The 12400-nt window shown below is 73.8% G+C and carries 9 protein-coding genes and 1 pseudogene; 1 reads left to right on the top strand and 9 read right to left on the bottom strand.

The features are described from left to right. Window positions 1-51 precede the first annotated feature (51 nt). Entirely contained in the window at window positions 52-3273 is a 3222-nt protein-coding gene (locus ACWD12_RS06585) for an ATP-binding protein (protein ID WP_450098609.1), read from the bottom strand. A gap of 259 nt (window positions 3274-3532) precedes the next feature. Between ACWD12_RS06585 and ACWD12_RS06590 the strand changes: the two genes are divergently transcribed. Next, window positions 3533-4183, top strand: coding sequence for an exonuclease domain-containing protein (locus ACWD12_RS06590; protein ID WP_450098610.1), 651 nt, complete (start codon window positions 3533-3535; stop codon window positions 4181-4183). Window positions 4184-4245: 62 nt separating this feature from the next. Here ACWD12_RS06590 and ACWD12_RS06595 read toward each other — a convergent pair whose 3' ends face one another. From ACWD12_RS06595 to ACWD12_RS06630, 8 genes and pseudogenes are all read right to left on the bottom strand, one after another. After that, window positions 4246-5892 carry a DNA polymerase IV gene (locus ACWD12_RS06595; protein WP_450098611.1) on the bottom strand — a complete coding sequence of 549 codons (1647 nt, stop codon included), beginning with the start codon at window positions 5890-5892 and terminating at the stop codon, window positions 4246-4248. Between the two features lie 39 nt (window positions 5893-5931). Continuing rightward, the gene (locus tag ACWD12_RS06600) at window positions 5932-6621 is read right to left on the bottom strand and encodes a SanA/YdcF family protein (protein ID WP_450098761.1); all 690 of its coding nucleotides are present in this window, start codon (window positions 6619-6621) and stop codon (window positions 5932-5934) included. Between the two features lie 103 nt (window positions 6622-6724). Beyond that, a complete protein-coding gene (locus ACWD12_RS06605) occupies window positions 6725-7327 on the bottom strand; it encodes a MerR family transcriptional regulator (protein WP_435839201.1) in 603 nt (200 codons plus the stop codon). Between the two features lie 627 nt (window positions 7328-7954). Next, on the bottom strand, window positions 7955-8428 hold the full coding sequence (locus ACWD12_RS06610) for a bifunctional nuclease family protein (protein WP_235051707.1): 474 nt from the start codon (window positions 8426-8428) through the stop codon (window positions 7955-7957). 626 nt (window positions 8429-9054) lie between these two features. Then, a pseudogene (gene ftsR, locus ACWD12_RS06615) lies at window positions 9055-9456 on the bottom strand (transcriptional regulator FtsR); the annotation flags it as partial. Between the two features lie 56 nt (window positions 9457-9512). Continuing rightward, window positions 9513-10304 (bottom strand): FHA domain-containing protein, encoded by a 792-nt coding sequence (locus ACWD12_RS06620; RefSeq protein WP_450098612.1) that lies wholly within the window; start codon window positions 10302-10304, stop codon window positions 9513-9515. 148 nt (window positions 10305-10452) lie between these two features. Continuing rightward, on the bottom strand, window positions 10453-10839 hold the full coding sequence (gcvH, locus tag ACWD12_RS06625) for a glycine cleavage system protein GcvH (RefSeq protein ID WP_358363454.1): 387 nt from the start codon (window positions 10837-10839) through the stop codon (window positions 10453-10455). Window positions 10840-10966: 127 nt separating this feature from the next. Then, window positions 10967-12019, bottom strand: coding sequence for a DUF881 domain-containing protein (locus ACWD12_RS06630; RefSeq protein ID WP_450098762.1), 1053 nt, complete (start codon window positions 12017-12019; stop codon window positions 10967-10969). Window positions 12020-12400 lie beyond the last annotated feature (381 nt).

The raw sequence follows: 12400 nt of genomic DNA on the forward strand, positions 1-12400 counted from the left end.
CCGGCGGGGGCGGGCGCATGCGCGTACCGGGACGCGGGGTCGCCCGGTGCCTCACAGGCGCCAGGCGATCCCGCGTTCCGCGTGGTACGAGCACGCGGCCCCGGTCGTGACGTTCTCCCGCAGGTGCTCGGCCAGCGCCGGGTGCACGGACCCCATCCGCCGCAAGGTGTCCTTGATACGCGCGGTCACCGTCTTGCGCGCCCGCTCGGCCTCGTCGCCGAGTCTGCGCGCCCGCCCGCCGAGCCCGGCCGCGGCCCGCAACTCGTCCAGCAGCGCCGCCCGTTCCGCGTCGAACGCGGCCGCCTTGGCGTCGTCGCCGAGGCCTGCGGCCCGGTCGATCTCCTCGTCGAGCGCGGCCAGCCTGCGCCGGTATTGCGCCTTCGCCTCGTCGTCGAGGACCGCGTCGCCGCCCATCCCGCGCGCTGCCACCACGACGTCGCCGCCGGCCGGGTTGAGCAGTTGCACGGCGGAGACGTGCACTCCCGGACGCCCCAGCAGATGGTGCAGGTCCCGCAGCCCCTTCGCATCCGGCATGTGCGCGGTCACGCCGTCGAACACCAGCTCCCACACCGGACCGTCGAGCCGGAAGCGGTACGCCTCCGGCTCCGCCGCCGCGCCCGCGCCGCCCGTGTCGGCCGCCACGCGCACGCGCGCGGCCCAGTCGGGCACCTGGCGCATGCCCATCTCGGCCCCGTCGCGTTCGGCCCGCGCGAGCGCCGTCTCGGCGGTCTTCGCGTCACCCGGGCCGCCGCGCCGCACCAGCGCCTCGGCCAGGCGCAGCCGGGCGATCACCGCCCAGGGCCGGGCGAGCATGCGGTCCGCGTCGCGCGCGGCGCGGTCGAAGCCGGCGACGGCGTCGTCCCAGCGCTCCTGCGCGGCGTCGACGACGGCCGACCACAACACCATGGGGCCGCTGATGTCGCAGCCGTACAGCGACACCGCCCAGTGGTCGAGGTACGGCGCGATGGCCGCCCTGGCGCCCTCACACAGCTCCGGGTCGCCGGAACCCGCCGCGGCCACTGCCTGGAAGCGGAGCCAGAGCGGGGCGTACACGCGGTCGTACGGTTCCTCGCCGTCCGCCTCGTCCAGGATGGTGCGCAGCCGCTGCACCGCGTCGCCGTACCGCCCGGTCTCGGCGTCGGTGAGCCCGGCGAGGAGCCGCATGTGGCTCTTGTCCGGGCCGCCTTCGCGGACCTCGGCGTCGGCCTCGTCGTACCGCCCCTGGGCGACGAGCCGCGACCACCGCATGTGCAGCGGGATCTGCCGGAACTGCGCCATGTCGCTCTCCTCGAAGCCCGCCATCGCCTCGTCGAAGTGCCGCTCGGCCTCGGCGAACCGGCCGCGCATCGCGGCGAGCAGGCTCGCGTCGATCGCCATGGCCATCAGGAAGCGGGGCTGGCCGACCTGCTCGGCCCGGGTGGCGAACGTGCGGAACTGGTCGAGGTAGCCGGGGTCGCCCAGTTCCAGCAGCGTCACCCAGCGCATCGAGGTCGCGTGCAGCTCCATCTCGACGTCGCCGGAGCGGCGGCCGACGGCGATCATCTCGTCGGTGAGCGGCAGGCGTTCGGCGGCCGTGCCGGGCCCCCAGATCGTGTCGTGGGTGGCCCACAGGCTGAAGGCGAGCGCCTCGTCGTCGGCACCGCGGCGGGCCAAAACCGCGATCCGCACCGCGAGTTCGCGGGCCAGCCGGTCCGCCGCCAGACCTTCCGCCACCGGGTCGCCGCGGCCGATCAGGGCGGTGTGCGCCTCGCGCAGCAGGTCCAGCGCGGTGGCGCCGGAGGGCGGCGAACCTCCGTACCGGTACAAGGTGATGGCGTTGCGGGCCAGCAGTTCGGCGTCGCCGTGCGTACGGGCCATCGCGGCGACGGCCTCGAAGTGGCCCCAGGCCCGGTCGTCCCCGGCGTGGCGCAGGATCTCGGCCAGGCCCAGCCGTACGAGCGCGCGGCGGCGTACGTCGCCGAGCCGCACGGCGACCTCGTCGGCCCGCAGGTAGTGTCCCTCGGCTTCCTCGAACGCGAAGCGCCCCTCGGCCTCCTTGGCCGCGTCGACGAGCAGGTCGAGGGCGCGGCCCGGGTCCAGTTCGGGGCCGGCCGCATACGCGTGCCGGGCCAGGTCCGCGGGGACCGAGCGGCGGCCGAGGCCGGGCGAGGCGGTGACGGCGGCCACCACCCCGGCGTGCCGCTTGCGCACGTCGGCCTCGTCGAGGGCGTCGTAGAGCGTCTCGCGGACCAGGTCGTGGGCGAACTCGAAGCGCCCGCCGCCGCCCGACGACGCGACGAGCCGGGCCGCGACCGCCTGTTCGAGCAGCCGGTCGACGTGCGGGTCGGGCGCGCCCGCGACGGCGGCGAGCACCTTGCGGTCGAACGCGCGGCCGAGCACGGACGCGGTGGTCAGCAGCTCGGCCACGGCGTCGGGCAGCAGCGACAGGCGGCGGCGTACCGCCTCGCGGACGCTGGGCGGCACAGCCGACACGTCGCCCCCGCCGGTCCACAGCCGGGCGGTCTGCTCGACGAAGAACGGGTTGCCGCCGGTACGCCGGTGCACCTCGGCGACCAGGGCGCGCTCGGGTGCGCGCCCGGCCGTACGCGCCATCAGCGCGCCGACCTCGTCCCGTTCCAGACCGGTCAGCGTCACCGTCGTGGCCTTCGCGACCAGCGGCAAAATCAGCGGGCGCAGCGGGTGGCCGGCCGACTCGGCCTCGGCGTCGCGGTACGTCCCCACGAGCAGCAGCCGCTCGAACCACGCGTGCTGCGCGGCGAATTCCAGCAGCCGCAGCGTCGCCGAGTCGGCCCAGTGCAGGTCGTCGAGCACGACGACCACCGGGCGGTCCTGGGACACCGACACCAGCAGCGTGGTGACCGCGTCGAACACCTGGAACGCGTCCAGCCCGTCACCCGCGGCCTCACCGTCCGCCCCGGCAGCGGCCTCCTCGCCGCCCCCCGCACCGAGCAGCACCCCCACACCGGGCCCCGCGGGCCGCACGAGTCCGTCCCACTCGGTCGCCCCCAGCGCCCGCCGCAACGACCGCAGCACCTGGACCCACGGCCAGTAACCCGGCGCGTTGTCCGAGTCCCAGCACGACCCGCCGAGCACCAGCGCCCCCCGCCGCCGCGCCCCCTCCGCGGCATCGGCCACCAGCGTCGTCTTGCCGATCCCGGCCTCACCGGTGACCAGCACCAGGCCGCCGTGGCTCGCCGTCGCGCGCTCCACCTGGGCTCGCAGCACTCCCGCCGCGTGGCCGCGCCCGATGAGTCTTTCGGAGGGTGCAGTCATGGTCCGGGTGGGTTCTCTCTCGTTCGGGTCGACGACGCACCCCCAATCCGGCAGGCACACCGCCCCGAGCCTACGCACCCCAACCGACACCGCGCCTATGGCGCACATACACCCACACCCCCGGCGTGGCGCTTGTCGGAGCCGGGCTGCCCGGGCACCGATGACGTACGCGAGGACACCCCCACCCGCGCCATTCACAGGCTCGACGTTTCCCGGGTGTGCCAACCAGCGCGTATGCCGGTCGATACCGTGTTGGTTCGTGACGACGACCTCCCTCAACACCGCTGACTGGCCCGCCACTTACCCCCGCGATTACGTGGTGGTGGATGTGGAGACGACCGGCCTGACCGCCCGGGACCGGGTCATCTCGGTGGCCGCGGTACTGCTGGACGCACACGGAGCGGTCGCCGGCCGCTGGTCCTCGCTGGTGGATCCGCGCCGCGACCCGGGGCCCGTGCATGTCCACGGCCTGACCGCCGGCGACCTCGCCGGCCAACCGTTGTTCGAGGAGATCGCGGACGAGTTCGCCGATCTGCTGACCGGGCGCGTCGTGGTCGCGCACAACGCCTCATTCGACTGGAAGATGCTGGACGCGGAGTACCGCCGACTCGGACGAACCGTGCCCGCCGAGGAACGGCTGTGCACCGTCACACTCGCCAAGCGGCTCGAACTGCCGCTGCCCAACTGGCGCTTGGCGAGCCTTGCCACCCACTACGGCATCCGGCAGCTCAAGGCGCACGACGCCGAGGACGATGCACGCGTGCTGTCCGAGGCCTTCCGTTTCGCGCTCCACGAGGCGGCGCGGGGCGACCTGCCGCTGCCGCTGACGCGCGCGCTGGTGGCGGCGCGCGAGAGCCTGCGCCGCGTGATCCAGGACAACTACCCGGGTCTGAACGGCGGCGCGCCCTGACCGGGGACCGTCCGCCGCATCGCGGCCAGGCCCTCGGCAGGAGCAGGGGGCGACGTGCCGCGTCAGGAGGTCGAATCGTCGGGCGGGCTCAGCGGCAGGTGTGACGACGGGGTCAGGTCCGGGTCGTCGACGGGGAAGGTGCGGATGCGGCCTGGGCGTGAGCCGGGGGTCTCGAAGCGTACGGTGACCCGGCCCACGCCGCTGCCCTGGACCCAGCCCGGGCCGTGTTCGGCGTGGTGGACGTCCTGGCCGGGGAGCCAGCGGGTGGCGCCGAAGCGGCCGGGGTGGAAGACGGGGACGCGTCCGTAGGCACCCGCCTCGGGGTCCGCGGCGGGCTCCCCGGCTGTGCCCGAGGGCTCCGCCCCGCCCTGCCCCGCCTCCCTCGCACCCGAGCCGTCGGCGCCACCTGAAGCACCTGGACCATCCGAGTCGCCTGAGCCGCCGACCGTGTCCGGCTCGTGGTCGCGCCCGTCACGTTCGCCCGTGCCGCCATCGGCCACCGTTTCCGCTGCGGCCTCATCAGCGGGGTTGTCTGGTCCACCGCCCGTACCCCCATCGCCCTTCAGGGGGTCCCCCACGCGCGCCCCCGCCGCCGTCTCCGTGTCGCCCTCCCCCGCCGGTTCCTCCACCTCCTCCTGACCGGCGAACAGGTCCTGCTGGGCGAAGTCGGCCAGCGATGTGACGCCGACGCCCAGCAGGCGGAACCCGCCGGTGAAGTCGACCTGGGCGGCGAGCCGGTGCACGGTCTCGCGCACCACCGCGAGGTCGTCCGTGGGGGCGCGCAGCGTCTCGGACCGGGTCAGCGTGCTGAAGTCGTAGCGGCGCATCTTGACGACCACCGTGCGCCCCGACCGCCCGGCCGCCCGCAGCCGTTCGACGCAGCGTGCGGTGAGCCGGTCGAGTTCGGCGGCGATGCGCGTACGGTCGGCGAGGTCGACCTCGAAGGTGTCCTCGACCGAGATGGACTTCGCGTCGCGTTCCGCGACCACGGGGCGGTCGTCCAGGCCGAGTGCGTGCTCGTGCAGCGCGCGGCCGTGGGCCTGGCCGAAGAGGCGTACCAACTCCTCCGGATCGGTGGCGGCGATGTCGGCGACGGTGGTGATGCCGACCTTGCGCATGGCGTCGGCGGTCGCCGGGCCGACGCCCCACAGGGCGCGGACCGGCAGCGGGTCCAGGAGGGCGCGTTCCTCCCCGGGTGCGACGACCACCAGGCCGTCCGGCTTCGCGGCCTCCGAGGCGATCTTCGCGACCAGTTTGGACGGCGCGAGGCCGACGGACGCGGTCAGGCCGGTCGTGGCCCGGATGTCGGCGCGGAGGCGTTCGGCGAGGCGGGTGGCCTTGGCCGTGTCGAGTTCCGCGCCGTACGGGCCCGCCTCGAGGTCCACGAAGGCCTCGTCCAGGCTCAGCGGTTCCACCAGCGGCGACAGCTCCCCCAGCAGCGCCATGACCTGTTCGCTGACCTCGCGGTAGGCGCTGAAGCGCGGGATGAGGAACGCCGCGTTGGGGCACCGGCGGCGGGCCTCGGCGGTCGACATCGCCGAGCGCACGCCGAAGACGCGGGCCTCGTACGAGGCGGTGGCCACCACCCCTCGCCCGCTCACGCCACCCACGATGACGGCCTTGCCGCGGAGGCTGGGTTTCGCGGCCTGCTCGACGGACGCGTAGAAGGCGTCCATGTCGAGGTGCAGGATGCCCGGTGTCGTACGCATTTCCTCCGATGATGGCGCATCGGGGTGACAGTTCCGGCCTCAGCGCGCCGCGGCGAGCGCTTCCTCGACGCCGGCCTCGCGGGGCCCGAGGACCGGGTCCGGACGCAGTACCGCCTCCCCGGCGGCCTTGTAGGCCGCCAGGATCTCCCGGGCACCGCCGAACAGCGTGGGGCCGACCAGTTCGCCGTGCATCGAGTCGTCGCCGACGCCGTACGCGTCCACGCCCGCCGCGTCGCACAGCGCCAGCGCGCGGCGCAGGTGGAAGCGCTGGCTGACCACGATCGCCTTGTCGACGCCGAAGATGCGCTTGGCCCGGACGCAGGAGTCCCAGGTGGAGAATCCCGCGTAGTCGGCGACCACTTGGCCTTCCGGCACCCCGCGCTCGACGAGGTAGCGACGCATCACATCGGGTTCGTTGTACCCCGCCCGGCCGTGGTCACCCGAGACCAGCAGGACCTTCACCTTCCCGGCCCGGTAGAGCGCGAGCGAGACGTCGAGCCGCCGGGCCAGCAGGCGCGACGGCTGGTCGCCCCAGACGCCCGCACCGAGCACCAGTGCGACGGGGGCCGGCGGGACGTCCGCGACGCCGCGCATGCGGCCGGTGCCCGCGATGTACACCCAGGTCACCGGCGCGAGACCGAGCACTGTGAGCAGCGCGGTCGCCTGGAACGCGACCCGCTGCCGCCGCCGCCCGCGCAGCAGGCCGGTCGGCCGGGTCACCCAAGTCATCCGGGACGCCAGAGATGCCATGTGGCCAGTGACGCCCGGCACGGTCGCCGCGGTTCCCGGCCGACGGTCACCGGCCACCGCCGACAGGCCGTCCCGAGACCGCTCAGCCGGCGCGCTCGCGGCGCCTGCGGGCGAGTTCGTCCCCGGGGTGGTGGCGGTACAGCGTCTCGCCGGTGTCGGTGCGCTCGCCCTGCAGCGTGCCGAGCGAGGCCTCGACCTCGCGCCAGACCGCGCCCACGGCGATGCCGAAGACCCCCTGGCCGCCCTGTACGAGGTCGACGACCTGGTCGTACGACGTGCACTCGTACACGCTCGCGCCATCGCTCATCAGCGTCATGCCCGCGAGGTCCGCGACGCCGCGGCCGCGCAGGTGGGCGACGGCGACGCGGATGTTCTGCAGGCCGACGCCGGTGTCCAGGAGCCGCTTGACAATCTTGAGGACCAGGATGTCGCGGAAGCTGTAGAGCCGCTGCGTCCCCGCCCCGTGCGCCGGGCGGATGCTCGGCTCGACGAGCGCGGTCCGCGCCCAGTAGTCGAGTTGTCGATATGTGATGCCGGCCGCCGCACACGCGGTCGGCCCGCGGTAGCCGACCTCGTCGACCACCCCGCTTGCGGGTACATCCTCCGGGTATGCGCCCTGCGGCGTCGCGGTCGGCATCGGGCGGGGCGCACGGGCTCGGCCCGCAATATCGCCGGTGCTGCTCACGCCGACCTCCGTTTCGTCTCCCCGCACCTGCCTGCGGCGAGAGGAATGCCGTGAGTTCCGGGCCGCAAGCGGCGGAGTGCAACGCGCACGGATCACCCCCGGAACTGTCGATTTCGACGGTAGGCAGTCACCCACAGCGCGTCAACGACCGTCGCATTCGGCACGCCGAGTGACGCATCTCTCAAGTGTGGTTTGAATCGACGGCGACCCGGGTACGCATGGCGATCGCCCACCTGTCGGTTCCGGTCGCCCCGTGATCAAATCGGGCCAATCGGGTGGCTTCCGCTTCCACCCGAACGGCGCACGAAATTCCGCTCCGCTAGTGCAGCGACGGCGTGTCGACAAATCATTCTTTCGTCACCCGTTTGCGCGCGGGCAGCCGATCGCGGAACTTTCGCACAATGTCGATTCATCGCTGCCGCGTCGGCAGCGGCACGGCGTACGGCAGGGACCGCCGCGCGACGACGGCACGCGGCCACGACTTGGACGGCGACACGGATGGGAGGAGTCTCCACAGGGCAGCCGGCCGGACAGGGACCGTCCTCCCGTACGACGTCGGCGACAGGCCCGGAGATCCCGCACCGCCCCGCCCACGGTCCGCCGCGGCGGACCCGGCACAGGCGGCGCCTACTGGCTCGTGGTGCCGAAGTCCTCGGGCGAGATCTGGTCCAGGAACTCCCGGAACTTCTCGACCTCGTCCTCCTGCTCGTCCGGAATCACGATCCCGGCCTCGTCGAGGACCGCCTCGGCACCGAAGATCGGGGTCCCGGTCCGCAGCGCGAGCGCGATCGCGTCCGACGGACGGGCACTGACCTCGGTCCCGTTCGCGAACACCAGCTCGGCGTAGAACACGCCCTCGCGCAGGTCGACGATGCGGATGCGGGTCAGCTCCTGGCCGAGCGCCTCGAGCACGTCGCGGAACAGATCGTGGGTCAGAGGCCGCGCCGGGACCACACCCTGCTGCGCGAAGGCGATCGCCGTCGCCTCGACCGGGCCGATCCAGATCGGGAGGTACCGATCGCCTCCTGTTTCCTTCAGGAGCACGATCGGCTGGTTGGAAGGCATCTCCACTCGGACGCCCACGACCTCAAGCTCGTTCACATCGCCACACTAGCGCGCTCGGGTGAGGAGCACAGATCCCCCCGGGCCCATTCGCGCATGGATTCGTCGCATTTTCTTCGCGCCCGGCAAACACCCGGCAATGTGAATTCGACGATTCACCGGTCCAGGAGCGGTCGGAGGGCCGCTCCGACCAGCACGGTGTGCAGGCGCGACGTAAGGGACAGAAGGTCGCGTACGGTCTCCTCCGCCCCGGACTTGGCGCCCGCGCCGCGCCGGTGCAGCAGCGGCGCGACGATCTGCTCGACGAGCGCCGCCTCGCGGTCCGCCGCGGCCTTGACCTGCCGCAGGTGGCGCGGTTCCAAGCCATACTCGCCGAGCGACGACACGAGCCGTGCGACGACGAGCGCGTCGCCGTCGTACTGCGGCCCGGCGTCGGCGGTCGCGGCGCGGGCGTGCGGCTGCCCGGCGTCCACGCCCGGCGTGTCGGGGCCCGCGGCGGTACGCCCGGCGTCGTCCCTCGGCTCCTCGCGCGCCCCGGGGGCCGGGGCCGCGCCGGACGCCTGGCGCGGGCCCTCCGCGGGGTCGGCGACGCCGTCGGCCGCGCCGTCCCCGCCGGGCGCGGTGGGCGCGGTGGGCACGATCGGCGTGTCCGCCGCGGGCCGCCGCGGCTCGATCAGGCCGAACTCCTCCAGACGGGCGAGCGCCGCCTCGTCTATCCCCGCTGCGGCCAGCAGCTCCGCGCGGCTCAGCAGCACCACGGCGGTCGGCTCCGAGCCGCCGTGCGGGTTGTCGCCGCGTTCGGCGTCGGCCGCGGCCAGGGAGGCCACGAGGCCGTCCTCGGCGGGCTCCAGGCCGCGGTCGATCGCGTCGAGGTGGTCCTTGATGACCTTGAGCGGCAGGTATTGGTCGCGCTGCACACGCAGCACGTACCGCAGGCGGTCGACGTCCGAAGGGCCGAACTTGCGGTAGCCCGACGGGGTGCGCTGCGGCTCGACGAGGCCCTCCGCCTCCAGGAAGCGGATCTTGGAGATGCTGACGTCCGGGAACTCCGCACGCAGCATCGCCATGACCTCGCCGATGCCGACCAGCGCGCGGCCGCCGCCGGTCCGCGGCGGCGCCGCGGTCACGCGTACTCCCCGCTGCCGATCTGCGCGTGGCGGCTCGGGAAGAAGACCAGCCGGTACTTGCCGATCTGCACCTCGTCGCCCGGCGACAGCGGCACCTCGTCGATGCGCTGGCGGCCGACGTACGTGCCGTTGAGGCTGCCCACGTCGGCGACCGTGAACCCCGCGCCGGTACGCCGGAATTCCGCGTGCCGCCGGGACACCGTGACGTCGTCGAGGAAGATGTCGCTCTCCGGGTGGCGCCCGGCCGTCGTGCGGTCCGAGTCGAGCAGGAAGCGGCTGCCCGAGTTGGGGCCGCGCCGCACCACGAGCAGTGCGGTGCCCGGCGGCAGCGCCTCGACCGCGGCCTGCGCCTCGGGGCTCAGCACCTCGCGCGGCGCCGACGGGTCGGCGTCCAGCGCCTCGATGCCGGTGATCGAGATGGTGGAGGTCTGCTCGGACGGGCGCTCGACGTCCGGCCGCAGCGGGTTGCCGCAGTTGGAGCAGAAGCGGCTGTTGGCCGGGTTGCGGTTGCCGCAGTTGCTGCAGACCACCGAACCGGACGCGTCACCTCCGGCCGGGCCGGACGCGGGCGCGGCGGCGGGCGCGCCGTACGGTCCCTGCTGCGCCGGTCCGCCCGGCGGCCCGTAGGGGGCACCCGGGTGGCCCGAGGTCATGCGCGGGTCGGGCCCCTGGCCGGCACCGCCCTGCGGCGCCGCGCCGGGCGCGGGGTAGGGCACCGAGGCAGGCGCCTGCGGTGCCTCCTGCTCGGCGCGACGCGAACGACCGAACAGCCTCGCGAACAACTTCACGCGAGAACCTCCCCGAGTGAGCCTGGCCCGCCCATCGGGCAGGTATGAGTCGTCGTAGTTGCGGCGCCGCCGACCCGTACGGAGTCGGTGGAACCGGTGGTGTCACGGCCTGGCCGCTGCCGTGTTCGCAGGATTCCTCGCATGGCGCTCAGGAATCCAGACTCTTGACGTACGCCGCGACGTCCCAGAGCGCGCCCGCCGCGGCGGGGTCGTCGGGGCGTACCTCGAACATCCAACCGTCCCCGTAGGGATCCGAGTTCACCAGCTCCGGCGCGGCCTCCAGAGCGTCGTTGACCGCCACGACCACGCCGCTGACGGGCGCGTACACGTCGCTGACGCTCTTGGTGGACTCCAACTCGCCGCACGGCTCGCCGGCGGAGACCTCGGCACCGGCCTGAGGCAGCGTCACATACACGATGTCGCCCAGGGCGTCCTGGGCGAACTCGGTGATGCCGATCCGCACGGTCCCGTCCTCGTCGCCGAGGGAGCGCACCCACTCGTGCTCCGCCGTGTACGTGAGGTCCTCGGGATACATGCCGGATCCGCCCTGCCTTCCTTGCCTCGTGGGCCTTGTGGACCCGCCGGAAACAGCCGACTCGCGCCGCGTGCGCCGCGTGCGGACGCGCTGCCGCCGATTCTGTCAGGTCTCGATCAATCGGGGGTCAGCCGCCGTTGCCCGCGTCCGGTGCGGGGCGAGCGTAGTCAGGCGCCGTCGGCACCCGCAAGGCGTCGACGACGACCTGCTGGGAGGGCACGACAACCGCTTGGGCCTGCTTCTTCTCCAGCGTGCGGATGACGCCGCCCGGGATGTTGAGGGCGGGTTCGAGGTCCTGCGGGTTGCCGATGACCTTGAAGACGTACGGCTGGCTCACCGACTGGCCGTCGATCTGCATCTGGCCCAGCACCGGTTCGTTGAAGAACGTCTCGGCCACGACGCGGACCTGGTTGATCTGGATCGCCTCGGCACCGGCGGCCCGCAGCTCCTGCAACGTGTCGAGCAGCATGTCCGCGCGTACCTGGTTCTGCGGGTCCGTGATGGTCAGCGTGATCCCGGGGCCGGTCGCCTTCACCGTACCCGCGAGGATGCCGAGCACCTGGGCGCGCTGGTCGGTCTGCTGCCGGGCTTCCTCGGCACGGTTGTTGCTGTTCTCCAGCTGGTCCCGGCTGAGTTCGAGGCGTTGCTGCTCGTCGTCCAACCGCTCGGTGCGCTGCTCCAGTTCGTCCAGTACACGCACGAGGTCCGACTCACGTGCGCCGCGCAGCGGGTCCGACTCGGTGTTGCTGCGCACCTGGATCGCGAGGCCCGCGCCGAGTGCGAACAGCAGGACGCCGACGACGAGTTGGGCGCGGCTGACGCGCGGCGGCCACAGGGCCGTGGCAAGCCGGCGACGGCCGCTGGGCTCGGGCGTGTTGGGGTCCTCGGGCAACTCCGCGAAGTCGTCGGGACCGTCGCCCCCGCCGCCACCTGGGCCGCCGGTGCCACCTGCTCCACCGCTGCCACCGTGGCTGCCGTCGCCGCCGGTCCGGCCCGGATCGCCCGGGTCGGCTCCGGTGCCGCCGGGGACACCCTCGTCCCCGACAGGCGGGCCGACGCCGTCCCGGTCGGCGGATCGATCCGCCGCGCCCGGCCTGCCTGTTGCCGCGGGTTCGCCGGTACGCGCCCGGCGCCGCCACCCCCGACCGCGCTCCTCGCCCTCCGCGGCGGCGCCGAACACCCGTCCGGGACGCGCGTGATGGGCGGGGCCGCCGCCTCCGACGCGGGGTTGTTCCGCGGTGTCGTCGGGGGCGGAGTCCGGGCGCCGCAAACCGCGTTCACTCCCGGGCGTGTCGCCGGGTCGCCGAGGCCGTCCCCGACCTGGCGCGGGGGACGCGGTGCCGGACCGCGAGGGCCCGCCGGACGTCCCCCGGTCCCCCAGGTCGTACGAGGGCCGTCCCAGGGCCGCGGACGGCTCGTCCGCGGGCCGAGGGAAGGGCAATCCCCCCGACGGATGCGCGGCGTCCGTCGCGCTGTGCGGATGTGCGGCATTCGGCGGATACGCCGCGCTTTCCGGATAGGCCGCGCCGTCCGGGACGTCGGGGCCCTGCGCGGGCGGCAC

Source organism: Streptodolium elevatio, assembly GCF_053592165.1.

What these genes read in the sequence shown, in the direction of transcription:
- ACWD12_RS06585 (WP_450098609.1), bottom strand. Translation starts at nt 3,273, where the DNA reads ATGACTGCACCCTCCGAAAGACTCATCGGGCGCGGCCACGCGGCGGGA.
- ACWD12_RS06595 (WP_450098611.1), bottom strand. Translation starts at nt 5,892, where the DNA reads ATGCGTACGACACCGGGCATCCTGCACCTCGACATGGACGCCTTCTAC.
- ACWD12_RS06600 (WP_450098761.1), bottom strand. Translation starts at nt 6,621, where the DNA reads ATGACTTGGGTGACCCGGCCGACCGGCCTGCTGCGCGGGCGGCGGCGG.
- gcvH (WP_358363454.1), bottom strand. Translation starts at nt 10,839, where the DNA reads ATGTATCCCGAGGACCTCACGTACACGGCGGAGCACGAGTGGGTGCGC.